At 56.3% G+C, this 23,725-nt stretch carries 20 protein-coding genes; 11 read left to right on the forward strand and 9 right to left on the reverse strand.

All coding sequences use genetic code 11. The annotated features are described in order from the left end of the window. Positions 1-151: 151 nt before the first annotated feature. On the reverse strand, positions 152-2,980 hold the full coding sequence (gene uvrA / locus MT962_RS20725) for an excinuclease ABC subunit UvrA (RefSeq protein WP_188724427.1): 2,829 nt from the start codon (positions 2,978-2,980) through the stop codon (positions 152-154). A 230-nt stretch (positions 2,981-3,210) separates the two neighbouring features. On the opposite strand from uvrA, the gene ssb1 reads away from it, so the two are divergent. Both ssb1 and MT962_RS20735 read left to right on the forward strand, forming a co-directional pair. Continuing rightward, complete coding sequence (gene ssb1, locus MT962_RS20730) at positions 3,211-3,747, forward strand: single-stranded DNA-binding protein SSB1 (protein WP_024557296.1); 537 nt, start codon at positions 3,211-3,213, stop codon at positions 3,745-3,747. 240 nt (positions 3,748-3,987) lie between these two features. Further along, on the forward strand, positions 3,988-4,332 hold the full coding sequence (locus tag MT962_RS20735) for a hypothetical protein (protein ID WP_024559908.1): 345 nt from the start codon (positions 3,988-3,990) through the stop codon (positions 4,330-4,332). Between the two features lie 36 nt (positions 4,333-4,368). On the opposite strand, the gene MT962_RS20740 is transcribed toward MT962_RS20735, so the two are convergent. Then, on the reverse strand, positions 4,369-4,647 hold the full coding sequence (locus tag MT962_RS20740) for a YjcB family protein (protein WP_024557294.1): 279 nt from the start codon (positions 4,645-4,647) through the stop codon (positions 4,369-4,371). Positions 4,648-5,873: 1,226 nt separating this feature from the next. Here MT962_RS20740 and MT962_RS20745 point away from each other — a divergent pair. Beyond that, complete coding sequence (locus tag MT962_RS20745) at positions 5,874-7,481, forward strand: EAL domain-containing protein (protein ID WP_024559907.1); 1,608 nt, start codon at positions 5,874-5,876, stop codon at positions 7,479-7,481. Here MT962_RS20745 and soxS read toward each other — a convergent pair. Next, positions 7,469-7,792, reverse strand: coding sequence for a superoxide response transcriptional regulator SoxS (soxS, locus tag MT962_RS20750; RefSeq protein WP_024557292.1), 324 nt, complete (start codon positions 7,790-7,792; stop codon positions 7,469-7,471). The two genes, MT962_RS20745 and soxS, sit on opposite strands and share 13 nt — an antisense overlap. Before the next feature lie 84 nt (positions 7,793-7,876). On the opposite strand from soxS, the gene soxR reads away from it, so the two are divergent. The 4 genes from soxR to MT962_RS20770 all read left to right on the forward strand — a co-directional run bounded on the left by soxR (position 7,877) and on the right by MT962_RS20770 (position 12,758). After that, the gene (soxR, locus tag MT962_RS20755) at positions 7,877-8,335 is read left to right on the forward strand and encodes a redox-sensitive transcriptional activator SoxR (RefSeq protein ID WP_024557291.1); all 459 of its coding nucleotides are present in this window, start codon (positions 7,877-7,879) and stop codon (positions 8,333-8,335) included. A 265-nt stretch (positions 8,336-8,600) separates the two neighbouring features. Continuing rightward, a complete protein-coding gene (locus MT962_RS20760) occupies positions 8,601-9,269 on the forward strand; it encodes a glutathione S-transferase (protein ID WP_247366342.1) in 669 nt (222 codons plus the stop codon). A gap of 347 nt (positions 9,270-9,616) precedes the next feature. Beyond that, positions 9,617-10,966, forward strand: coding sequence for a guanine/hypoxanthine transporter GhxP (ghxP, locus tag MT962_RS20765; RefSeq protein ID WP_024557289.1), 1,350 nt, complete (start codon positions 9,617-9,619; stop codon positions 10,964-10,966). A gap of 145 nt (positions 10,967-11,111) precedes the next feature. Further along, a complete protein-coding gene (locus tag MT962_RS20770) occupies positions 11,112-12,758 on the forward strand; it encodes a Na+/H+ antiporter (protein ID WP_024557288.1) in 1,647 nt (548 codons plus the stop codon). Positions 12,759-12,761: 3 nt separating this feature from the next. Here MT962_RS20770 and MT962_RS20775 read toward each other — a convergent pair whose 3' ends face one another. Then, positions 12,762-13,655, reverse strand: coding sequence for a LysR family transcriptional regulator (locus MT962_RS20775; protein WP_024557287.1), 894 nt, complete (start codon positions 13,653-13,655; stop codon positions 12,762-12,764). Positions 13,656-13,757: 102 nt separating this feature from the next. Here MT962_RS20775 and MT962_RS20780 point away from each other — a divergent pair, with 102 nt between their 5' ends. Both MT962_RS20780 and MT962_RS20785 read left to right on the forward strand, forming a co-directional pair. Further along, entirely contained in the window at positions 13,758-14,183 is a 426-nt protein-coding gene (locus MT962_RS20780; RefSeq protein ID WP_024557286.1) for a CidA/LrgA family protein, read from the forward strand. Next, the gene (locus tag MT962_RS20785; protein WP_024557285.1) at positions 14,176-14,865 is read left to right on the forward strand and encodes an LrgB family protein; all 690 of its coding nucleotides are present in this window, start codon (positions 14,176-14,178) and stop codon (positions 14,863-14,865) included. Before MT962_RS20780 ends, MT962_RS20785 begins: the two co-directional genes overlap by 8 nt. Positions 14,866-14,967: 102 nt before the next feature. Here the strand turns inward: MT962_RS20785 and actP are convergent, their stop codons facing one another. The 3 genes from actP to acs form a co-directional block, all read right to left on the reverse strand. After that, positions 14,968-16,626 (reverse strand): cation/acetate symporter ActP, encoded by a 1,659-nt coding sequence (actP, locus tag MT962_RS20790; RefSeq protein WP_024557284.1) that lies wholly within the window; start codon positions 16,624-16,626, stop codon positions 14,968-14,970. Beyond that, complete coding sequence (locus MT962_RS20795) at positions 16,623-16,934, reverse strand: DUF485 domain-containing protein (protein ID WP_024557283.1); 312 nt, start codon at positions 16,932-16,934, stop codon at positions 16,623-16,625. Before MT962_RS20795 ends, actP begins: the two co-directional genes overlap by 4 nt. Positions 16,935-17,121: 187 nt before the next feature. Further along, complete coding sequence (gene acs / locus MT962_RS20800) at positions 17,122-19,080, reverse strand: acetate--CoA ligase (RefSeq protein WP_188724430.1); 1,959 nt, start codon at positions 19,078-19,080, stop codon at positions 17,122-17,124. A gap of 426 nt (positions 19,081-19,506) precedes the next feature. Here acs and gltP point away from each other — a divergent pair, with 426 nt between their 5' ends. Continuing rightward, entirely contained in the window at positions 19,507-20,820 is a 1,314-nt protein-coding gene (gene gltP, locus MT962_RS20805) for a glutamate/aspartate:proton symporter GltP (RefSeq protein ID WP_247366343.1), read from the forward strand. Between the two features lie 168 nt (positions 20,821-20,988). Then, positions 20,989-21,720, forward strand: coding sequence for a response regulator transcription factor (locus tag MT962_RS20810; RefSeq protein ID WP_024557280.1), 732 nt, complete (start codon positions 20,989-20,991; stop codon positions 21,718-21,720). A gap of 125 nt (positions 21,721-21,845) precedes the next feature. On the opposite strand, the gene MT962_RS20815 is transcribed toward MT962_RS20810, so the two are convergent. Together MT962_RS20815 and MT962_RS20820 are read right to left on the reverse strand one after the other, a co-directional pair. Beyond that, the gene (locus MT962_RS20815; protein ID WP_024559808.1) at positions 21,846-22,853 is read right to left on the reverse strand and encodes a carbohydrate kinase family protein; all 1,008 of its coding nucleotides are present in this window, start codon (positions 22,851-22,853) and stop codon (positions 21,846-21,848) included. A gap of 9 nt (positions 22,854-22,862) precedes the next feature. Beyond that, positions 22,863-23,723 (reverse strand): ketose 1,6-bisphosphate aldolase, encoded by an 861-nt coding sequence (locus MT962_RS20820; protein WP_024557278.1) that lies wholly within the window; start codon positions 23,721-23,723, stop codon positions 22,863-22,865. Between the last annotated feature and the right edge of the window lie 2 nt (positions 23,724-23,725).

Raw genomic sequence — 23,725 nt, forward strand, 5'->3', positions numbered from 1 at the left:
TAGCGTTTCTGGATAGACTTAAATGCCTCGCGTTGCGGGGCATTTTTTTATGCGACAAGGCTATTAACAAAACGCGACTTCTGAAAATGAGCAAGGGAAGGGAGATATATTCAGGATAAAAAAATCCGGGCCTGTTGACCCGGATGTAAAGCTATTGGTTCAGAAGCGGTTTAAGGAAGCGCGCAGTGTGCGACTCCTGACACTCCGCCACGGTTTCCGGCGTGCCGGACACCAGAATCTCTCCACCTCCGCTGCCGCCTTCCGGCCCGAGGTCGACGATCCAGTCAGCCGTTTTAATCACGTCCAGATTATGCTCGATAACCACAATCGTGTTGCCCTGATCCCGGAGCTGATGCAATACCGCCAGCAGTTGTTGAATATCCGCGAAGTGCAGCCCGGTGGTCGGCTCATCAAGAATATAGAGCGTCTGGCCTGTGCCACGTTTCGAAAGCTCGCGCGCCAGCTTCACGCGCTGGGCTTCACCGCCGGAGAGCGTCGTCGCGGACTGGCCGAGACGAATATAGGTCAGGCCCACATCCATCAGCGTTTGCAGCTTACGCGCCAGCGCTGGCACCGCGTCGAAGAACTCACGCGCTTCTTCGATGGTCATATCCAGCACTTCGTGAATGGTCTTGCCTTTGTATTTAATCTCCAGCGTTTCGCGATTGTAACGCTTGCCTTTGCACTGGTCGCACGGCACGTAAATATCCGGCAGGAAGTGCATTTCTACTTTGATGACGCCATCGCCCTGGCAGGCTTCGCAGCGCCCGCCGCGTACGTTAAAGCTGAAACGACCCGGCGTATAGCCGCGTGAGCGCGATTCCGGCACACCCGCAAACAGCTCACGTACCGGCGTAAAGACGCCAGTGTAGGTCGCCGGGTTTGAACGCGGCGTACGGCCAATCGGACTCTGGTCGATATCAATGACCTTATCGAAGTGCTCCATGCCCTGCACGTCGCGATATGGCGCAGGTTCGGCGATGGTGGCACCGTTGAGTTGGCGCTGGGCAATCGGGAAAAGCGTGTCGTTAATCAGCGTCGACTTACCTGAGCCGGAAACGCCCGTCACGCAAGTAAAGAGCCCCACCGGCAGCGTCAGCGTAACGTCTTTCAGGTTGTTGCCGCGGGCGCCAGTCAGCTTCAGGACTTTTTCCGGGTCCGCCTTCACACGCTCCTTCGGCACCTCGATTTTACGCTTGCCGCTCATGTACTGGCCGGTCAGCGACTCCGGCACCGCCATAATGGCTTCAAGCGGGCCTTCCGCCACCACCTGGCCGCCGTGCACGCCTGCGCCGGGGCCGATGTCGATAACATGGTCGGCGGCGCGAATGGCGTCTTCATCATGCTCTACCACAATTACCGTATTGCCGAGGTTACGCAGGTGAATAAGCGTGCCGAGCAAACGTTCGTTATCACGCTGGTGCAAACCGATAGAAGGTTCATCCAGTACGTACATTACCCCCACCAGGCCTGCGCCAATCTGGCTTGCCAGACGAATACGCTGCGCTTCGCCGCCAGAGAGGGTTTCTGCGGAACGAGACAGCGTCAGGTAGTTCAGGCCGACGTTGACCAGAAACTTCAGGCGGTCGCCAATCTCTTTCAGGACTTTTTCGGCGATTTTCGCACGCTGGCCGGAGAGTTTCAGATTGGTGAAGAAATCCATCGCATGGCCGATGCTCATATCTGAAATTGTCGGCAGCGCGGTGTTTTCGACAAACACGTGGCGCGCTTCACGACGCAGACGAGTGCCTTCACAAGTCGCGCAGGGGCGGTTGCTGATGAACTTCGCGAGGTCTTCGCGCACGGCGTTGGATTCCGTTTCTTTATAACGGCGCTCCATATTGTGCAGCACGCCTTCAAACGGGTGACGACGTACGGACGTATCGCCGCGGTCGTTGATGTACTTAAACTCAATGGTTTCTTTGCCAGAGCCGAACAGCACCGCTTTTTGCACTGTCGCGCTCAGCGTATTCCATGGCGCTTCCACGTCGAACTTATAGTGATCGGCAAGCGAACGCAGCATCTGGAAGTAGTAGAAATTACGGCGATCCCAGCCACGGATGGCGCCGCCAGCCAGGGAAAGTTCGCCATTCTGTACGACGCGGTCCGGGTCGAAATATTGCTGCACGCCGAGGCCGTCGCAGGTCGGGCAAGCGCCAGCCGGGTTGTTAAACGAAAAAAGACGAGGCTCAAGCTCGCGCATGCTGTAGCCGCAAATCGGGCAAGCGAAGTTAGCGGAGAAGAGCAGCTCTTCAACGCTTGCGTCATCCATATCCGCCACCACCGCCGTACCGCCGGAAAGCTCCAGCGCGGTTTCAAAAGATTCCGCCAGACGCTGGGAGAGATCTTCACGCACCTTAAAGCGATCCACCACCACTTCAATGGTGTGTTTTTTCTGTAGCTCAAGCTTCGGCGGATCGGAGAGATCGCAGACTTCGCCATCAATACGCGCGCGGATATACCCCTGGCTTGCCAGGTTCTCCAGCGTTTTGGTGTGTTCGCCCTTACGTTCTTTGATTACCGGCGCAAGCAGCATCAGACGCTTGCCTTCCGGCAGCGCCAGCACATTATCAACCATCTGGCTTACCGTCTGCGCCGCCAGCGGGACGCCGTGATCCGGACAGCGCGGCTCGCCCACGCGGGCATAAAGCAGGCGCAGGTAGTCGTGAATCTCTGTAATCGTGCCGACGGTGGAACGCGGGTTATGCGACGTCGATTTTTGCTCAATGGAAATCGCGGGCGACAGACCTTCGATATGGTCGACGTCCGGCTTTTCCATTAGCGACAGGAACTGCCGCGCATAAGCGGAGAGCGACTCCACATAGCGACGCTGCCCTTCGGCATACAGGGTGTCGAAAGCCAGTGAGGACTTACCGGAACCGGAGAGGCCGGTGACGACGATGAGCTTGTCGCGTGGGATAACAAGATTGATATTTTTGAGATTGTGCGTGCGGGCGCCCCGTACTTCGATCTTATCCATTCACCTATCCTGGATTGAACGCTAATGCCTGGGTGTTTAAAGGACAACCGGTGGCCAGAAACGGTTAATTATGACACAATTTAACCTGAATGGATATCCAGTATTTGTTTGCAACAGTGTATACTGCGTGAACATTTCTGGAAGCTGGCTCGCGGGTATCACTCTCAGGGGCTGGCGTGATAGAATTGACTGTTTACACTATTTAGAAACGATTTTCAGGAGACACGATCATGGCCAGCAGAGGCGTAAACAAGGTGATTCTCGTCGGTAATCTGGGGCAGGACCCGGAAGTACGCTATATGCCGAACGGCGGGGCCGTGGCGAACCTGCGCCTGGCGACGTCAGAATCCTGGCGCGATAAGCAAACCGGCGAGATGAAAGAAGTAACCGAATGGCACAGCGTAGTGCTGTACGGCAAACTGGCGGAAGTCGCGGGCGAATACCTGCGTAAAGGCTCTCAGATTTATATCGAAGGCCAACTGCGTACCCGCAAATGGCAGGATCAGAGCGGTCAGGATCGCTACTCCACTGAAGTGGTGGTAAACGTGGGCGGCACCATGCAGATGCTGGGCGGCCGTCAGGGCGGCGGCGCGCCAGCAGGCGGCGGCATGGGTGGCGGCCAGCAGCAGCAAGGTGGCTGGGGTCAGCCGCAGCAGCCGCAGGGCGGCAATGCGCAGTTCAGCGGCGGCGCGCAGTCTCGCCCTCAGCAATCTTCGGCGCCGTCTAACGAGCCGCCGATGGATTTCGACGACGACATCCCGTTCTGATAAAGACGTTCAACGCAATGTGATAAACGCATGCGCTGTCATAATAAAAACCCTGCCCCGGCAGGGTTTTTTTACAGGCGCGATTTATTGAGATGACGCCAGAGGTAGACACGCTACCCCTTAATCAGCATTTCCACACAAGACGCAGGGTGTCATGCTTTTTGCTCCAGCCTGCCAGACGGTTTTTCCTGACTTACGCCAGCTGCCGACAGCAGGCATCACCATCAAAGGAAAAGCGTTATGACTGATGAGGAAAATCCTTTCACCGCCGCCTGGAGCCGCAACGGTAATTTACTTTGCCACGGTCACTGGATAATTACCTTCGCCGGAAAGCCCGTAACCCTGCCGCAACGCTGGCAGGACAAAGCGATGGGAACCTGGGGCATCTATTCTATTATCGATCCGGAAGATGAAACCTTTGCAGATGGCCTGGAAGAGGATGAGTGGATTGTCGAAAACGTCGAATGGCTGACGGACTGCTTTTTTGAAAACCACATTCCGCCTGAAGAGGACAATTATCGTTTTTTCTGGCGGGCCGTTAACCGGGCCGACTGGCGTTGCACCAGTTGCGCCGGCTGCATGTAAAAGAAAAGCCTCCGCAGGGGAGGCTTTCAGTTTTTATCAGGTAATGACCATCGGCCATTCTGGCGGCGTATGGCTCATAATTTCCAGCATGACGTCTTTGATATGCGTCCACGTGGCGGCAAAGTCCAGCGACATCCCCAGCAGGCCGGTAGCGAACCAGCAGGAAGCTGCGATACCCAGGCCGCTGCTGATAAAGGCAAGCGCCTGATAATCCGATTTACGAAACTGCACATTAAGGGTGCTCGCCATAAACATAAGCACCGCACTTAAAATTTGCCAGCGCATCAGCACAACACTGGTAGCCAGGGTAGCCATCAACCGTTCCTCAAAGACACGTTTGCTACGTCCACGCAGCGCGTTAACGCGGGCTGCGTCGGTCGTAGGCCAGAAAAGGGAAGAAATTGCAGATTTACATCAAGAGTGTGAACTATATCACATTTGCTTTTTTGTTGACCAGTTCAAATTCTTTTTTTGATGTATCAACAAAAATTTTGAATAAATAGGGGATCGTCCGGCTAAATAAATCCATGCTACAGCGCAAAAGCATGAGAAAACCGGTGAAATAACTGGCGCTATCGCCGTTTCAAACAATTTAACGGAGCGAAGGAATATTTACAGGCTACCTCTTCTGGATTATGCTCAACCCGAATTTAATTTTAACTGGCTTTATGCCACGCCGTAGTAATTCAGTGGTTTTGTTAGAGCAAAAATATATTATATATTTTTAAGTGGTCTTTATGCTTAAAAATACTATTTTTGACTGCCTTTTTAACGTAACTATTTTGTATATCGTTAATTTTAGGCAGGCTGATACCAAGTAAAGACACACACAGCACCTAAGACGTTGGTGCGCGTCTGTATGCGCACTGACAAAAAATTCACTAAGTTTATTTTTCTTACCGGTGGGCTGTGCACACCGTCGCCGGAACGCTTTTTCATATGCTATCGCTTATACAGAAAAGGCGGCGCAGTAATCCAGAAAGGCTTTTACGCGGGTGGGGCGTGAAAGCCTTTCTTCTTATGGCGAGTGCAATCCGCCTGCCGCAGGCTTCATCCTCGCGCTAAGTCTTAAATTGGGAAAGCGCGTTGAGCACTACCCGCGCAAGGCTGGTTTTGAACGTGTCGCGCTACCTCAGTGTTCAGGAAAGGTACTGCGCCCGCTCTGTTCGCAGTTCAGTTTGTGTTCCTGCTCAAAAGCGCAGAAAAAGAGGCGAATGCAGGTCTGGGCGTTAACCAGGCATTTACCGCGGTCGGCGCGCTTATTTTTCCAGCAAATAAAAGAAATTTGCGTTAAAAAGATATTCCTGGGCAAAGTGGCGGAAATTTCTCCTGCGAAATGCATGAAATATTTCACTTAAGAAAAATTAAATGACCGTCACCATTTTCCTTACGGCAAATTTAGTTATCCAGGCTTAAATATTAGCTTTATAAATTGAAATGCCTATTGCCAATGTTCGTTGATTCATGCAACGTAATCACCTGTTTGCGAAAGTGTCCTTTCCGCCTAAATGTGACACAGAGAGCAGGGATATGAGGCCATAATGAATCACAGGGCACAACGTCAGGCGTTGCGAATTTTCGGCATCATCATGGTGATCTTGCTCCCCGTGATGCTGACGCTATGGTTTGCCCATTTGCGAGCGGTAAATGAGACTCGCGATCATCTGCGTTCATTTGCGCAACTTGTGCTCGATAAAACTGAAATCGTCGTGCAGGATGCCGATCTCGCGCGCGACGAGGCTGAACAATATCAGGGACAGGTTTGTACCCCCGCGCATCGCAATAATATGTTGGACATCGTTCGCGGCCAATTATATGTAAACGATCTTATTTACGCCGAAGGGGATAACTTTCTCTGTTCGACGGTGATTGATGAGCCTTATACGATGTCACGGGCCGATTATACGCGCGATGAAGATGTCGCTATTTATTATTATCGCGATACACCATTTTATGCGGGTCATAAAATGGTGTATATGCGCAAAGGAAATTATGTTGCGGTTATTAATCCTCTGGCCTACGGCGAGGTAATGACCAGTGATGCGGATTTAACTTACGGCGTTTATGATACCGCCACACGGCAATTCTTTTCATTAGGTGAACATGCCGAGCGCGATAAGCTCCTGCCATTATTGAATAATAAAGAAGATATTTTTCAGCAAGACGCTCATTTTTATTCCATTGCACATTCCGCTAAACGCCCTATCGCGATTATTGTTTCCACTTCCGATGTGCGTTTCTATCAGGAATGGCATCGACAGATTTCTTTTATGTTGCCGCTGGGTTTCATCTGTAGCGCTGTTATTTTGTTGATATGGTCAAGAACGCAGCAGCAGTTTAATTCGCCACGGCGCTTATTACAGCGCGCGATCCAGAAGAGACAATTACGTCTGCATTACCAGCCCATCATTGATATTCAGCGTGGGCTTTGCGTTGGCGCCGAGGCGCTGCTGCGCTGGCCCGGTTACAACGGGCAGGTAATGAGCCCCGCAGAGTTTATCCCGCTGGCCGAGCAAGAAGGATTAATCGCCAAAGTAACCGATTACGTAGTAGAAGAATTGTTCAGTGACTTAGGCGGTTACCTTGCTTCACACCCCGAAATTTATATCTCAATTAACCTGTCCGCTTCCGATTTCCACTCCTCACGCTTAATCGCTTTGATTGAAGACAAAAATAAACAATATGGCGTGCGCGCACAGCAAATTAAAATCGAAGTGACGGAGCGAGGGTTTATTGACGTGCCGAAAACCACGCCAGTCATTCAGGCGTTTCGCCAGTCTGGTTTCGAGGTGGCGATTGATGATTTCGGCACCGGTTACTCCAATTTGCACAATCTTTATTCGCTGAACGTGGATATCCTTAAGATCGATAAATCATTTATCGATACGTTAGCGACTAACAGCACCAGCCATCTTATCGTTGAGCATATTATTGAAATGGCGCAAAGCCTGCGGCTAAAAATCGTCGCCGAAGGCGTGGAGACCGCCGACCAGGTCAGTTGGCTGTTAAAGCGGGGCGTGCAGTATTGCCAGGGGTGGTATTTCTCCAAAGCGCTGGCTTCGCCGGAGTTTATCGCCTGGCTGAATCAGAGCCCCGCCGACACTCAGCCAGTCTGTTCCTCACCCACCATTATGCATCAGGCGCTGTGACGGTAGTCGGAAGGCGTGCGGTCAAACTCCCGGCGGAAAATACGTGAAAACGTCTGCTGCGAAACGTAGCCGTAATCCATCGCGATATCAAAGATAGGCCGCCGGGTAGAGCGTAATTCCTGCGCCGCCAGCAGCAGGCGTCGTTGGCGAATATAGTCGCCCAGCGTCTGGCGCATCACCGTACGAAACATCCTCTGCAGGTACCACTTCGAATAGCCCGACTTCTTCGCCACCACGTCAATATTCAGTGGCTGGTCAATATGTTCATCAATCCATTCCGTCAGCGCGTGGATGATTTCCTGGTGTGACATAAGACATCCTCTTCGTTGATTACCGATTAGCCGTTCGTTGTGAGGCCGAGTATAATTCCTCAAGTTAACTTGAGGTAAAGCCCTATGGATAAGAAAATGCCCCGGCTAAAACATCTGCTTACGCCGGGGGAGGTCGCGAAACGCAGCGGCGTTGCGGTCTCCGCGCTCCATTTCTACGAAAGCAAAGGCTTGATAAAAAGCACCCGTAATGCGGGCAACCAGCGCCGCTATTCCAGGGAGGTATTGCGTTATGTGGCCATCATTAAGATTGCGCAGCGTATCGGCATACCGCTCGCAACCGTTGGCGAGGCGCTTGGCGTTTTGCCGGATGGACACACGCTGAGCGCAAAAGCGTGGAAAGAACTTTCATCACAGTGGCGGGAGGAGCTGGATCGGCGCATTAAAACAATGACGGCGCTGCGAGATGAGCTGGATGGCTGTATTGGCTGCGGTTGTCTTTCGCGCCGCGACTGCCCGCTACGCAACCCGAACGATAAGCTGGGCGAGCAGGGCACCGGCGCACGGCTGCTGGAAGACGAGTGAAAGACGAAAGCGCCCATTACGGGCGCTTTCGGGTTTTCCGGTCTTGGTCTTTCGCTCTATCCCGCTGTCTCACGGGAGGGTTTCCCCCGACATCGCGCCCCTCGGTTGTATCATGCAGGAGGGTCCGGGCTGCGCCGACACTGCAAGTATAGTTTATGCTCGCGGTTTTTTCAGAGAGGCCTGGCGATTTTTTAATCGCTCCGGCGCCCGGACTGGCGGCCCGTTACCTATAGTTAATTTAACTGAGATAACACGAGGTTACGCCATGCTTACCGTTCATCACCTTAATAATTCCCGCTCACAGCGCATTCTCTGGGCGCTGGAAGAGCTGAACCAGCCTTACGAAATTGTGCGCTATCAGCGGGAGCCGACCATGCTGGCGCCCGAGGCGTTGAAAAAAGTGCATCCGCTCGGCAAATCGCCTGTACTGGAAGATAACGAACATAAGCTGGTTGAGTCCGGCGCCATTCTTGAATATTTGCAGGAAACTTACGCCGGCGAACAGCGGTTTAAACCGCAGAACCCGGCAGAGAAGCTGGATTACCGCTTCTGGCTGCATTATGCCGAAGGCTCGCTCATGCCGCTTTTGATGATGAAGCTGGTTTTCTCAAGCCTCGGCAAACCGCCGGTGCCCTTCGGTTTTCGCACGCTGGGCAAAGCGCTGGGGCAGGGGGTGCAAAAGGCGTATCTCAATAAGCAACTCGCCACGCACACGCAGTTCATTGAAAACCATCTTAAACAGCATCCCTGGTTCGCCGGGCAGAGCTTCAGCATGGCGGATATTCAGATGAGCTTTCCCATCATCGCGCTGCTGGCGCGCGGTGGGGTGGGTAACGTGCCGCAGATTGAAGCATGGAAAAAGAATATCGAGGCGCGGCCTGCTTACCAGCGCGCCATGGAAAAAGGCGGCCCGTTTGACATTCCCGGCGGCTGAGGCATGCAAAAACCCTATGAGCCAGGCAAAATTGAAAACGCTATTCTGCATAATTGTTGCGAAATTGCGCATCAACGGTATCGTTTGCGCATAACGCGGCGATTAATTAACCAGCCAGCGGGGATTTTCATGGAAAGCCGTAAAGTTCTGTTGAAAATCCCCGCAGGAAGGCTGGATAATCGTTTGCCTTAAATTGACGAGCCGTTTTTACGCGCGGAGTTAAACGTTTGCTTTGCGTGGCCCCCACCTTTGCCACGCACTCAGCCAGGGAATAGACGTTTGATCGGCAGTGGGTTGTCCACCACGCGTAGAAGCGAAATCATAAAAATCTCAGGGGATGTTTCACTATGTCTACGCCTTCAGCGCGTACCGGCGGTTCGCTTGACGCCTTCTTTAAAATTTCAGCGCGCGGCAGCACCGTCCGTCAGGAAGTTGTCGCGGGTCTTACCACGTTCCTCGCCATGGTCTACTCCGTCATCGTCGTGCCGGGCATGCTTGGAAAAGCAGGTTTTCCGCCCGCCGCTGTCTTTGTCGCCACCTGCCTGGTCGCCGGGTTCGGTTCGATTGTGATGGGGCTGTGGGCTAATCTGCCGCTGGCCATCGGCTGCGCTATTTCACTGACCGCCTTCACCGCCTTTAGCCTGGTGCTGGGCCAGCATATCAGCGTGCCGGTAGCGCTTGGCGCGGTATTCCTGATGGGGGTGCTGTTTACGATTATCTCCGCAACCGGCATTCGCAGCTGGATCCTGCGCAACCTGCCGCACGGCGTTGCGCACGGCACCGGCATTGGCATCGGCCTGTTCCTGCTGTTGATCGCGGCAAACGGCGTTGGCCTGGTTATCAAAAACCCGCTGGATGGCCTGCCGGTGACGCTCGGCCACTTCGCCAGCTTCCCGGTTATCATGTCGCTGATTGGTCTGGCGGTGATTATCGGTCTGGAAAAACTAAAAGTGCCGGGCGGCATTTTGCTGACCATCATCGGCATCTCTGTCGTTGGGTTGATTTTCGACCCGGCGGTACATTTCTCCGGTATTTTCGCCATGCCTTCGCTGAAAGATGAGCAGGGCCATTCGCTGATTGGCAGCCTCGACATCATGGGTGCGCTGAACCCGGTCGTTATCCCAAGCGTACTGGCGCTGGTTATGACGGCGGTCTTCGACGCGACCGGCACCATCCGCGCGGTCGCCGGCCAGGCGAACCTGCTGGATAAAGACGGGCAGATTATCGACGGCGGCAAAGCGCTGACCACCGACTCGCTCTCCAGCGTGTTCTCAGGCGTCGTCGGCGCAGCGCCTGCGGCGGTTTATATCGAATCGGCGGCCGGTACGGCGGCGGGCGGCAAAACGGGCCTGACGGCGCTGACCGTCGGCGTGCTGTTCCTGCTTATCCTGTTCCTTTCTCCGCTCTCTTATCTGGTGCCTGCTTATGCTACCGCACCGGCGCTGATGTATGTCGGCCTGCTGATGCTGAGTAACGTCGCGAAAATCGATTTCGCTGACTTCGTGGACGCCATGGCGGGCCTTATCACCGCCGTGTTTATCGTGCTGACCTGCAACATCGTTACCGGCATCATGATAGGCTTCGCTTCTCTGGTGATTGGCCGTATCGTCTCCGGCGAGTTCCGTAAGCTGAACATCGGCACCGTGGTTATCGCCATCGCGCTGGTCGCTTTTTATGCAGGCGGCTGGGCAATCTAAGCGTTTTCTCCCTGCGGGCGGCGCTAGCCGCCCGTTTTTCCCGCTTTAAGGCACATCCTGTTTCCTTTTGATTGATGACGATGTTTTATTATCAGGGCACAACAGCGCATTTCTGATACAAAACACATCGCAATCGAAGGAACGCATGGAAATCTTTTTTACCATTCTGATCATGACCCTTGTGGTCTCCCTCTCCGGGGTAGTGACGCGAGTGCTCCCCTTTCAAATCCCGCTTCCGCTGATGCAGATAGCCATCGGGGCCTTACTGGCCTGGCCGCGCTTTGGTCTGCACGTGGATTTCAACCCGGAACTTTTTCTGGTGCTCTTTATTCCGCCGCTGCTGTTTGCTGACGGCTGGAAAACCCCGACCCGCGAGTTTCTCGATCATGGGCGAGAGATAATCGGCCTTGCGCTGGCGCTGGTGGTGGTCACCGTGGTCGGCATCGGCTTTCTCATCTACTGGATGGTGCCGGGCATCCCGCTCATTCCGGCGTTCGCCCTGGCGGCCGTGCTTTCGCCGACCGATGCCGTGGCGCTTTCCGGCATCGTGGGCGAAGGACGCATCCCGAAAAAAATCATGGGCATCCTGCAGGGCGAAGCGCTGATGAACGACGCTTCGGGCCTGGTGGCGCTGAAATTCGCCGTGGCGGTAGCGATGGGGACGATGGTCTTCACCGTAGGCGGCGCGACGGTCGAATTCCTGAAAGTGGCGATTGGCGGTCTGCTCGCCGGCATCGCAGTAAGCTGGCTCTATGGCCGCTCGCTGCGCTTGCTAAGCCGCTGGGGCGGCGATGAGCCCGCCACGCAAACGCTGATGCTGCTGCTGTTGCCGTTCGCCTCTTACCTGATTGCCGAACACATCGGCGTTTCCGGCATTCTGGCCGCGGTGGCCGCCGGGATGACCATTACCCGTTCCGGCGTGCTGCGCCGCGCGCCGCTCGCCATGCGCCTGCGCGCCAACAGCGTCTGGTCGATGCTGGAATTCGTCTTCAACGGCATGGTCTTCCTGATGCTGGGCCTGCAACTGCCCGGCATTTTTGAAGGTTCGCTGGCGCAGGCGGAGCTGGATCCGAACGTCGAAGTATGGATGTTGTTCCTCGACATCGTGCTTATCTACGTGGCGCTTATCGCGGTGCGTTTCGCGTGGCTGTGGGTGATGAAGCGCTTTAGCCGCCGCTTCCTGACCAAAAAGCCGATGGAGTTCGGCTCCTATACCACGCGCGAGCTGTTGATTGCCTCTTTCGCAGGGGTACGCGGCGCCATTACGCTCGCCGGCGTGCTTTCCATTCCGCTGCTGCTGCCGGACGGCTCGCTGTTCCCGGCGCGTTATGAGCTGATTTTCCTGGCGATGGGCGTGATCCTTTTCTCGCTGCTCGTCGGCGTAATTATGCTGCCCATCCTGCTACAAAACGTGGAAGTCGCGGATCACGCCTTAGCGCGTAAAGAGGAGCGCAAAGTCAGGTCCCTGCTTGCTGAAGTGGCTATCACCGCCGTTCAGAAGAAAGAGGAGCGGCTGGCGGCGGACGTGAATGAAAACATCGACGACGATCTGCTCAGAGAGGTAAGTTCAAGGGTTATCGGCAATCTGCGCCGTCGCGCTGACGGGCGCAACGATGTGGAAAACAGCGAGCTTGAAGAAAGCCTTGAACGGCGTTTTCGCCTGGCTGCGCTGAACGCCGAGCGCGGAGAGCTTTACCATCTGCGCGCCACGCAGCAGATCAGCAACGAAACGCTGATGAAAATGCTGCGCGATCTCGACCTGCTCGAAGCGCTGTTGAGCGAGAAAAGCTAAGCTCTACTGGCCCGCTTCGGCGGGCCAGAATGTTTTACAGCAGGCTATCCACGCCTGCGCGCTTTGCGAAAGATACACCCCCTCGCGCCAAATCATCCCCAGTTGCCAGCGAAGCTCGCTTTGCAGCGGCAGCCACATCAGCGTGGTCTTATCGAGTTTCTCACACACCGGCTCAGGCAGGATGGCGACGCCAACGCCCGCCTGCACCATTGCCGCCAGAAAATCCCACTGTCCGCTACGCACCGCGATGCGCGGTTTTATCTCATGCGCGCTGAACAACTGCATAAGCTGGCGGCTGAGTGAAAAATCCTCGTTATAGATAAGCAGCGGCTCGTTTGCCAGTTGCTCTGGCTCAACGTGCCGGCGACTCAGCCACGCGCCGGAGCGGGGCGTGAGCACGCAGAGCGGGTGGCTAAACAGAGGCAGAGTGACAAGGCTGCTTTCTTCGTCAACGGGCAGCGCGGTGATAGCGAGATCGAGTTCGCCGTTCAGCACCGCCTGCTGCACCGTCAGCCCGCCAAACTCAGAAATTTTTAGCTCAACGCCCGGATACCGCTGGCGGTAGAGGCTAATGGGGCCAGCCATGGTCATGCCGACCATCGGCGGGATGCCGAGGCGAAGAATGCCTTTGTTGAGATGGTTAATGTCGCTGAGTTCCGATTCAAGCTGGCGGAACTCCGTCAGAATAGCGAGGCCGCGCTCATAGACTACGCGGCCGGTATCGGTCAGCAGCAGCCTGCGCCCGTCGCGGATAAGCAGCGTGCAGTTCAGCTCGTCTTCAAGATTGCGCAGCATCTTGCTGATGGTAGGTTGGGTGACGAAAAGCGTCTGCGCCGCGCGGGTGAAACTTTGCTGGCGCACAACCTCGACAAAGTACCGCAGCGTTCTGATATCCATAACTATTCCTTCGAACTATAGCTGCAATGAGTTTAATTCATTTCGTACCGGGAAGGGCGCTCCCTATACTGACGCTCTGCCGTTTTTTCTGGAATATTGACCATGATCCTGGCGTTACGTCGCTTTACGCCTGCTGTGACCCGTCCGTTGCAAATCGCGCTTCAGGTACTTCTTTATGTCGGGCTGTTCTTGCTTGCGCAAAATCTTGTGGACTGGCTCCATCTGCCGCTGCCCGCCAACCTCGTCGGCATGCTGTTGATGCTGGGGCTGATTGTGCTTCGCGTACTGCCGCTGAACTGGGTGCGGGCCGGGGCGCGCTGGCTGCTGGCGGAGATGCTGCTTTTCTTCGTCCCCGCCGTGGTGGCGGTAGTGAATTATGCGCAACTGCTGATGGTGGACGGCTGGCGCATTTTTCTGGTTATCGCGCTCAGTACCGTATTCGTGCTGGGCGCTACGGCCTGGGTGGTGGATAAGGTTTACCGTTACGAACTCGCGCGCGAGGCGCGCAGGCAGGGCAACCGTGAATAATTTCCTCTTAAGCGTGCTCTGTCTGGTGGTGACGGTCGCGCTCTACTTCGCGAATAAAAAGCTGTATCGCCGATTTCGCGCGTTGCCGCTGATGCCGCTGGTATTCACGCCGCTGCTGCTGGTGCTGATGCTGGTGTTCGGCCACATCTCTTACCAGAACTATATTGGTGAAACTCACTGGCTGCTGTGGCTGCTCGGTCCGGCGACCATCGCCTTCGCCGTGCCGGTCTATGACAATCTGGCGGTGATTAAGCGTCACTGGCTGTCGCTTTCGGCGGGCGTCATTACCGCAACAGTGGTGGCGGTGACCAGCTCAGTGTGGCTGGCGCGGCTTTTTACTCTGCCGGACGAAATCCAGCGCAGCCTCGCGGTGCGCTCCGTGACCACGCCTTTTGCGCTGGCGGCCGCCGGGCCGCTTGGCGGGCAGGCCGATCTGGTGGCGTTGTTTGTAGTGATAACCGGCGTGTTTGGCATGGCGGTGGGCGATGTGCTGTTCCTGCGGCTTGCCATTAACGCAGGCCTTGCGAAAGGCGCGGGTTTCGGCGCCGCCTCACACGGCGCAGGGACAGCGCGGGCTTACGAACTTGGTCCGCAGGAGGGCACCATCGCCAGTCTGGTGATGATGCTCTCCGGTGTGGTGATGGTGCTTATCGCGCCGCTGGTGGCGCGGCTGATGTTCTGAGCGCATTAGTTAGAATACATAAACCATTTTACGGCTATCGCTAAGGATGAGGGGCGAAGGGAAGAGAATATGCTCCCCGGCCAGAATGACCGGGGAGAGGGGTTAGTGGGCGCGGCCCTGCTCAATACCGAGACCGGTTTGCGAGCGGATGAACTGGGCGCGGAACTGCCCACGCTCAAGGTTGCCTTCCGCGCTGTTGTCGGTAACAGAGAAAATCCAGATGCCGACAAAGGCTATCAGAATAGAGAAGAGCGCCGGATATTCATACGGGAACACGGGCGCCGCGTGGCCGAGCACCTGGACCCAGACGGTCGGCCCCAGGATCATCAGCACGACCGCAGTCAGCAGCCCCAGCCAGCCGCCTATCATGGCGCCGCGGGTGGTCAGCTTCGACCAGTACATCGAAAGCAGAATGATAGGGAAGTTACAGCTGGCGGCAATCGAGAAAGCCAGCCCCACCATAAAGGCGATGTTCTGGTTCTCAAACAGGATGCCTAACAGAATGGCTATCACGCCCAGCACCAGCACGGTAATTTTCGACGCGCGCAGCTCTTCGCGCTCGGTGGCGCCTTTGCGGAACACGTTAGCGTACAAGTCATGCGAAACCGCCGAAGCGCCCGCCAGCGTCAGTCCGGCCACCACCGCAAGGATAGTGGCGAAGGCCACGGCGGAGATAAAGCCAAGGAACAGGTTGCCGCCCACCGCGTTCGCCAGATGCACCGCCGCCATATTGTTGCCGCCAATCAGCGCGCCGGTGGCGTCTTTAAACGCCGGGTTCGCGCCCACCAGCATGATGGCGCCGAAGCCGATGATAAAGGTCAGGATGTAGAAGTAACCCATAAAACCGGTGGCGTAGAAGACGCTTTTCCGCGCTTCGCGAGCGTCGCTGACGGTGAAAAAGCGCATCAGAATATGCGGCAGGCCCGCGGTGCCGAACATCAGGCCGAGACCCAGCGAAAGGGCGGAGATGGGATCTTTCACCAGCCCGCCGGGGCTCATGATGGCGCTGCCTTTCGGGTGTACCGCCATCGCCTCAGCGAAGAGATTATTAAAGCTAAAGCCGACATGCTTCATAACCATAAAGGCCATAAAGCTTGCGCCAAAGAGCAGCAGCACCGCCTTGATAATCTGCACCCAGGTGGTGGCGAGCATGCCGCCAAACAGCACGTACATCACCATCAGCACGCCCACCAGCACCACCGCGATGTGGTAGTTCAGGCCAAACAGCAATTGAATCAGCTTGCCCGCGCCCACCATCTGCGCAATGAGGTAAAGCGCCACCACCACCAGCGACCCGCAGGCGGAAAGCACGCGGATCGGGCCTTGCTTAAGGCGATACGAAGCGACGTCGGCAAAGGTATATTTGCCCAGGTTGCGCAAACGCTCGGCAATCAAAAACAGGATTATCGGCCAGCCCACGAGGAAGCCCAGCGAATAGATAAGCCCGTCATAGCCGGAGGTGAACACCAGCGCCGAAATACCGAGGAACGAGGCCGCCGACATATAGTCGCCCGCAATCGCGAGGCCGTTTTGCAGGCCGGTAATGTTGCCGCCGGCGGTGTAGTAATCGCTGCGCGTGCGGGTGCGTTTCGAAGCCCAGTACGTGATGCCAAGCGTAAACGCCACAAAGACGATAAACATGATTATCGCCTGCCAGTTAGTCGGCTGACGCTGCACCGCGCCGCTTAACGCATCGGCGGCGCGGCTTGCAAAGGGCAACATCAGGAGCGGCGCGCTAAGCGCTGTCAGGATACGCTTCATGCTTTCACCTCGCGCAGCACTTCCCGGTTCAGCCGGTCAAATTCGCCATTGGCGCGCCAGACATACACGCCGGTGAGAATAAAAGAGATAACAATCACGCCGACGCCAATCGGAATGCCGCGCGTAATGCTGCTGCCGGGCGAGAGCGGGGTGCCGAGCCAGCCGGGGGCGAAGGCGATAAGCAAAATAAAGCTGACGTAAATCACCAGTACGATTAACGACAGAATGCCGGCGAACCGCTGTCGTTTCTCCACCAGCTCCCTGAAGTGCGTATTGTCTTCTATCCTTTGATAAAGTTGTTCATTCATCACAGCATCTCCAGAAGTAATCCCCTTGGTCCTTCCTGCCGCATGTTCCGGCATGTCGGTCCTCCGCGCGTGGCGAGGAGGCGCTCGCTCGCCGCCTTCCTGCGACAGCAACTTCTTCAGGGAGGGCAAGGTACAGGTTGATAGTTATCTCCTCTCCCCGGTCGGGGAGAGGCGTTAAGGTAAGAGGTTATGACGGCATGGCGATGGACTGCTTCTCTTCGAGCAGTTTTTCCACCACGCCCGGGTCGGCAAGCGTAGAGGTATCGCCAAAGTTGCTGGTATCGCCTGCGGCAATCTTGCGCAAAATGCGGCGCATGATTTTGCCTGAGCGGGTTTTCGGCAGCGAGTCGGTCCAGTGCAGTACGTCCGGCGTGGCAAGCGGGCCTATCTCTTTACGCACCCAGTTACGCACCTCGGCATAAAGCTCGGGCGTCGGCTCTTCGCCATGGTTCAGCGTGACGTAGGCGTAAATCGCCTGGCCTTTGATGCTGTGCGGAATGCCCACCACCGCCGCTTCGGCGATTTTCGGATGCGAGACCAACGCCGACTCAATCTCAGCGGTGCCGAGACGGTGGCCGGAGACGTTCAGCACGTCATCCACGCGGCCGGTTATCCAGTAATAGCCATCTTCATCGCGACGCGCGCCGTCGCCGCTGAAGTACATGTTCTTGAAGGTGGAAAAGTAGGTTTGCTCGAAACGCTCGTGGTCGCCGAACAGGGTGCGCGCCTGGCCTGGCCAGGAGTCGGTAATAACCAGGTTGCCTTCGGTCGCGCCCGAAAGCGGGTTGCCTTCGTTATCCACCAGCGCGGGTTTGACGCCGAAGAAAGGACGCGTGGCGGAACCTGCTTTCAGCTCAATGGCGCCGGGCAGCGGGGTTATCATAAAGCCGCCGGTTTCGGTCTGCCACCAGGTATCCATCACCGGGCATTTCTCGTTGCCTATCTTCTTCCAGTACCACTCCCAGGCTTCCGGGTTAATTGGTTCGCCTACCGACCCCAGAATGCGAAGCGATGAACGGTCGGTGCCGTCGATGGCTTTATCCCCTTCGGCCATGAGCGCGCGAATGGCGGTCGGCGCGGTGTAGAGGATGTTCACTTTATGCTTATCCACCACCTGCGCCATGCGGTTTGGCGCGGGCCAGTTCGGCACCCCTTCAAACATCAGCGTGGTGGCGCCGCAGGCGAGCGGGCCGTAGAGCAGGTAGCTGTGGCCGGTAACCCAGCCGATATCCGCGGTGCACCAGTAAATGTCGCCCGGATGGTAGTCGAAGACATATTTGAACGTGGTGGCCGCGTACACCAGATAGCCGCCGGTGGTATGCAGCACCCCTTTCGGTTTGCCGGTCGAGCCGGAGGTGTAAAGAATAAAAAGCGGGTCTTCAGCGTTCATTTCCACCGGCTGATGGTGGGCGCTGGCCTTTTCCACCCGCTCGTTCCACCAGAGGTCGCGCCCTTCCTGCCAGTCAATCTTGCCACCGGTGCGCTTGAGCACGATGACATGCTCAACGCTTGTCACGCCCGGGTTTTTCAGCGCGTCGTCGACGTTTTTCTTCAGCGGAATGGTGCGTCCTGCGCGAATGCCTTCATCGGCGGTGATAACCAGCCGTGAGCTTGAATCGATAATGCGTCCCGCCACCGCTTCAGGCGAAAAGCCGCCGAAAATCACTGAATGCACGGCGCCGATGCGCGCGCAGGCGAGCATCGCCACGGCGGCTTCCGGCACCATCGGCATATAAATGGCGACCACGTCGCCTTTTTTGATGCCGAGATCGGTGAGCGTATTGGCGAAGCGACACACGTCGCGATGCAGTTCCCGGTAGGTAATGGTTTTGCTCTGGCTGGCGTCATCGCCTTCCCAGATGATGGCGGTTCGATCGCCGTGGTCATGCAAATGTCTGTCGAGGCAGTTGGCCGCCAGGTTCAGCGTGCCGTCTTCATACCATTTGATAGCGATATTGCCGGGCGCGAAAGAGGTGTTTTTTACCCGTTCGTAGGGCTTGATCCAGTCGAGGATTTTGCCCTGTTCGCCCCAGAAAGTGTCAGGATCGTGAACAGATTGCTGATAATAAGCTTCATACTGCTCCGGATTAATCAGGCAACGTTCCGCAATATTTGCGGGAATAGGGTGTTTATGAATTTGGCTCATGGCTTTTTTTCTCCTTGAAGATGTTAATGATATGTCACGCAAAAGTTAATTGTAGGGCCGCGGCCTGCTTTGTTTATTATTTGGGCGACAGATCACGCAAAGTTTTCTCTGTATGAAAATTCAGCAAACGAATCTTTGGAGGAAAATAATTCATAAGAATGATTATTTAACTGAGGTGATATTTTATGCTTTTAATAACAGTAGGTTATGCAAACAAACTGCCACAAACTCGGTGTTAATCGCGAATTTTCAGTGAATAAGACTGTTCTGGAAGGGTTGCGCAGCATGCCGTGCAAGTGGTACTGATTAAACGCGTTAAAAAACCCCACATCATCACCCAACGTTTGTCATACCCCTTTCAGTTTGTGACGTTCTCATACGGGCACGCATGGGAATGGCGCTTTTGATTCAGGAAGTGTAGTCGTTATGAAAAACAGTAAAGTCAGCCTGGCCTGGCAAATTCTGCTGGCCCTGGTGCTGGGTATTCTTCTGGGCAGTTTCCTTCACTATCAAACCGATAGCCGTGAATGGCTGGTGGCGAATCTGCTTTCTCCCGCCGGGGATATCTTTATCCACCTCATTAAAATGATCGTGGTGCCGATTGTTATCTCCACCCTGGTTGTCGGCATCGCCGGCGTAGGCGATGCGAAGCAGTTAGGACGCATCGGCGCCAAGACCATCATCTATTTTGAAATCATCACTACGGTTGCGATCGTGCTGGGCATTACGCTTGCGAACGTCTTCCAGCCAGGTAGCGGCATCGATATGTCGCAGCTCGCGGCAGTGGATATTTCAAAATATCAGCACACCACCGAAGAGGTGCAGAGCCATGCGCACGGGCTGATGGGCACTATCCTGTCGCTGGTGCCGACCAATATCTTCGCCTCTATGGCGAAGGGCGATATGCTGCCGATCATCTTCTTCTCGGTGCTGTTTGGCCTGGGCCTCTCTTCGCTGCCCGCGACGCACCGCGAACCGCTGGTGACAGTCTTCCGCTCGGTTTCCGAAACCATGTTTAAAGTCACCCATATGGTGATGCGCTATGCGCCGGTGGGGGTGTTTGCGCTTATCTCTGTGACGGTGGCGAACTTCGGTTTCGCTTCGCTGTGGCCGCTCGCGAAGCTGGTTATCCTGGTCTACGTCGCCATTCTGTTCTTCGCGCTGGTGGTGCTGGGCGCGGTGGCGAGAATGTGCGGGCTGCGCGTGTGGACGCTTATCCGCATTCTCAAAGATGAGCTGATTCTGGCTTACTCCACCGCCAGCTCCGAGAGCGTGCTGCCGCGCATCATCGAGAAGATGGAAGCCTATGGTGCGCCTGCTTCTATCACCAGCTTCGTGGTGCCGACCGGCTACTCGTTCAACCTCGACGGCTCTACGCTCTATCAGAGCATCGCGGCTATTTTTATCGCTCAGCTCTACGGCATCGATCTGTCGCTGGGGCAGGAGATAATCCTGGTGCTGACGCTGATGGTGACCTCCAAGGGCATCGCGGGCGTGCCGGGCGTCTCCTTCGTCGTGCTGCTGGCGACGCTTGGCAGCGTGGGCATTCCGCTGGAGGGCCTGGCATTTATTGCAGGCGTCGACCGCATCCTCGACATGGCGCGCACCGCGCTGAACGTGGTGGGTAACGCGCTGGCGGTACTGGTTATCGCCAAGTGGGAACATAAGTTCGACCGTAAAAAGTCGCTCGCCTACGAGCGTGAAGTGCTCGGCAAGTTTGATAAAACCGCCAGGCACTAACCGCAAACCCCGCTTCGGCGGGGTTTTTTATGCGAGTCCTTTCACACCCTGGCTCTCCTGCCTGTGACGCGGCTTACACTTCCCGCATCCGGCTGGAAGAATTCATCCTCACCGCCGCTGTCATCGCTCACACTCTTTGCAGGATAATGTCTTCCGGCGGAGAGAACGATGAAACCTGCCATCATGGTGGTGGACGACGACCCGGCGATTTGCGAACTGTTAAGCGATGTTTTCAGCGAGCACGTTTTTGAGGTCTGTTTGTGTCACAACGGCGGCGATGCCCTGCGCCTCGCGCAGACAAGAACGGATATCGCGCTTATTTTGCTGGATATGATGCTGCCCGATATCAACGGCCTGCTGGTGCTGCAACAGCTTCAACGCCAGCGTCCTGCGCTGCCGGTGATTATGTTGACTGGCCTTGGCAGCGAATCGGACGTTGTCGTAGGGCTTGAAATGGGCGCCGATGATTACATCGCTAAACCTTTTAATCCTCGGGTCGTTGTGGCGCGCGTAAAAGCCGTGTTGCGCCGCACCGGCGTACTGCAAACCGAGTCGACGACGGCGCGAACCAGCGGCATGCATTTCAACGGCTGGTGTCTTGATACCGACCGCTGCCTGCTCATCAACCCGCAGCAACAGGCCGTGACGCTGACGCAGGGCGAGTATGGCCTGCTGCTGGCGCTGATGCAGAACGCAAGACGCGTGCTTAGCCGTGAGCGGTTGCTGGAGTTGACCCACAGCGAAAGCCTTGAGGTGTTCGATCGCACCATTGATGTGTTGGTGATGCGCCTGCGCCGCAAAATCGAGAGCAACCCGCATCAGCCTTCGCTCATTCGCACCATTCGCGGGCTGGGATATGTCTTTGCCGCCGACGTGACGCAAACCGAGCATGCGGCCTGAACCTGGGATCGCTACGTTCGCATCACCGCATCACCGCATCACCGCAACGCGCCGGGCGCCGGGTGAGGAGGCGCTATTGCTGGCGTGCAGACCAGGCAACGCCAGGAAAGCAACGGCGCGCTGATTTAACCCGCCTCGCGCATAAACGTCGTTAATTCTTCCAGCGTTTTGGCGCCGTCAATGGCGTTGGCGCAAAGTAAACTGGCGCGCGCGCAGGCATGGGCGAGTTTAATGCTTTCGGTAAGCGGCCAGCGCTCGTGACAGCCGTAAAGCAGGCCCGCGCAAAAGGCGTCGCCCGCGCCGACGCTGCCGACAATTTCCGCTTTCGCCAGCTGCCAGGAGGGCACCCACACCCCTTCGCCGCCAGCCTCTATGCCCCAGGCGCCTTCCGGGCAGTGGATAACCACCCGCTGGCGCACCCCTTCGGCCAGCAGGCGGCTGGCGGCCGTGGCGATATTTTCCGTATGCGGCGCGCCGTCGGGATGCCGCACCGGCAAGCCGCTGAACTCGCCCGCTTCAAGCTCGTTGATGATGAGATAATCAAGCCAGCGCAGCGCAGGCATCACCAGCGGCTGATAGCGCGGGTCGCCCTGGCGCGAGACCAGGTCTAGCGACGTTTCATATCCCTGCTGCTGCATTTGCGCCAGCAGCCTGGCGCTGCGCGTGCCGTACCTGTCGTCCGGCAGGTCGAGGCTGTCGAGCAGCAGCAGATAGCCGAGATGGAAAATCCGCATGGTGGGGTTGAGCCGGTCGAAGGCGGGCAGATCGAGCAGCCGGTTGGCGCCGGGTAAATGGAAAAAGGTACGCTGTCCATCCGGCGTGGTCATAACCTGCGACATTGACGTGGGCGCGAAGGCGGTACGACGCACATGCTGACGATTGATGTGATACTGCTCCAGCATCGCCATAATATAGTCGCCATCGACATCTTCCCCGGTCAGCCCCACCGCCTGAAGCGGCAGGCCCACGTGCAGTTTAGCGAGCGTCAGCAGCACGTTGAGCGGTGCGCCGCCGGTGGCGCGTTCGCTGTGGGTTATCTCCGCAAGCCAGCCCGGTTGCGGCCAGGCGTTAATCTGATGGACATGGTCGACCAGCATATTGCCCGCTGCGATAATGCCTCTGCGCTCGCTCATACCGCCTCCTCACGCTTTGCCGCTGCTGCCAAAGATGCGCATCTGTTGCGCCACGACGTCGGTAATCGCCTCCTCGATGCCAACCAGCAGTTCTGCGAATTCGTCATAAATCGCCCGGCGGTTCGTCATCCGCTGTTCTGTGGCGCCCAGCGCCGCCTGCGACATGCCGGTATAAAAGTTGATTTTGTGAATGCCAAGGCGGATGGCGTTGCGAAAATCGTCGTCGCTGATGCCGGAGCCGCCGTGCAACACCAGCGGCAGGCCGGTTTGCTGGCGAATGGCGGAAAGCCTGTCGAAATCAAGCTTCGGTTCGCCTTTATATTTGCCGTGCGCGTTGCCAATGGCGACGGCCAGCGCATCGATGCCGGTACGGTCGACAAAATCCCGCGCTATCGCCGGGTCAGTGAACTTCGCCTCATCCGCTTCGCCATAGAGCGCGCCGCCTTCATCGCCGCCCACCGCCCCCAGCTCCGCTTCTACCGAAACGCCCACCGCATGGCACATTTTCACCACCTCGCGGGTCTGGCGGACGTTTTCTTCATACTCAAGCGCAGAGCCGTCAAACATCACCGAGCTAAAGCCAAGCCTTAGCGCCTGCACAACCGCCTCGAAGTGCAGGCCATGGTCGAGATTCAGCACCACAGGAAGAGTATGGCGTGCCGCCTCAAATTTCACCGCCTCCACCAGCGAGGGGAGGGAGAGATATTTAAAGTGCACCTCGGCGATGTTGATAATAAAAGGCGAATTTTCCTGGCGGGCGGCGGCGAACAGCGCGCGCAAGAAATGGCTGTCGAGCACGTTGAACGCGCCGAGCGCATAGCCGTGCTTGCGGGCGTGCGCCAGCCCGTCAGCGAGAGAAATCAGCGCCATTA

The organism is Franconibacter sp. IITDAS19, assembly GCF_023079515.1.
In the GTDB taxonomy this organism is placed as follows: Bacteria; Pseudomonadota; Gammaproteobacteria; order Enterobacterales; family Enterobacteriaceae; genus Franconibacter; species Franconibacter pulveris.

Excerpts from the sequence above, each read along its gene's own strand:
- uvrA (WP_188724427.1), bottom strand. The coding sequence starts at position 2,980 with ATGGATAAGATCGAAGTACGGGGCGCCCGCACGCACAATCTCAAAAAT.
- ssb1 (WP_024557296.1), top strand. The coding sequence starts at position 3,211 with ATGGCCAGCAGAGGCGTAAACAAGGTGATTCTCGTCGGTAATCTGGGG.
- MT962_RS20735 (WP_024559908.1), top strand. The coding sequence starts at position 3,988 with ATGACTGATGAGGAAAATCCTTTCACCGCCGCCTGGAGCCGCAACGGT.
- MT962_RS20740 (WP_024557294.1), bottom strand. The coding sequence starts at position 4,647 with ATGGCTACCCTGGCTACCAGTGTTGTGCTGATGCGCTGGCAAATTTTA.
- MT962_RS20745 (WP_024559907.1), top strand. The coding sequence starts at position 5,874 with ATGAATCACAGGGCACAACGTCAGGCGTTGCGAATTTTCGGCATCATC.
- soxS (WP_024557292.1), bottom strand. The coding sequence starts at position 7,792 with ATGTCACACCAGGAAATCATCCACGCGCTGACGGAATGGATTGATGAA.
- soxR (WP_024557291.1), top strand. The coding sequence starts at position 7,877 with ATGGATAAGAAAATGCCCCGGCTAAAACATCTGCTTACGCCGGGGGAG.
- MT962_RS20760 (WP_247366342.1), top strand. The coding sequence starts at position 8,601 with ATGCTTACCGTTCATCACCTTAATAATTCCCGCTCACAGCGCATTCTC.
- ghxP (WP_024557289.1), top strand. The coding sequence starts at position 9,617 with ATGTCTACGCCTTCAGCGCGTACCGGCGGTTCGCTTGACGCCTTCTTT.
- MT962_RS20770 (WP_024557288.1), top strand. The coding sequence starts at position 11,112 with ATGGAAATCTTTTTTACCATTCTGATCATGACCCTTGTGGTCTCCCTC.
- MT962_RS20775 (WP_024557287.1), bottom strand. The coding sequence starts at position 13,655 with ATGGATATCAGAACGCTGCGGTACTTTGTCGAGGTTGTGCGCCAGCAA.
- MT962_RS20780 (WP_024557286.1), top strand. The coding sequence starts at position 13,758 with ATGATCCTGGCGTTACGTCGCTTTACGCCTGCTGTGACCCGTCCGTTG.
- actP (WP_024557284.1), bottom strand. The coding sequence starts at position 16,626 with ATGAAGCGTATCCTGACAGCGCTTAGCGCGCCGCTCCTGATGTTGCCC.
- MT962_RS20795 (WP_024557283.1), bottom strand. The coding sequence starts at position 16,934 with ATGAATGAACAACTTTATCAAAGGATAGAAGACAATACGCACTTCAGG.
- acs (WP_188724430.1), bottom strand. The coding sequence starts at position 19,080 with ATGAGCCAAATTCATAAACACCCTATTCCCGCAAATATTGCGGAACGT.
- gltP (WP_247366343.1), top strand. The coding sequence starts at position 19,507 with ATGAAAAACAGTAAAGTCAGCCTGGCCTGGCAAATTCTGCTGGCCCTG.
- MT962_RS20810 (WP_024557280.1), top strand. The coding sequence starts at position 20,989 with ATGAAACCTGCCATCATGGTGGTGGACGACGACCCGGCGATTTGCGAA.
- MT962_RS20815 (WP_024559808.1), bottom strand. The coding sequence starts at position 22,853 with ATGAGCGAGCGCAGAGGCATTATCGCAGCGGGCAATATGCTGGTCGAC.
- MT962_RS20820 (WP_024557278.1), bottom strand. The coding sequence starts at position 23,723 with ATGGCGCTGATTTCTCTCGCTGACGGGCTGGCGCACGCCCGCAAGCAC.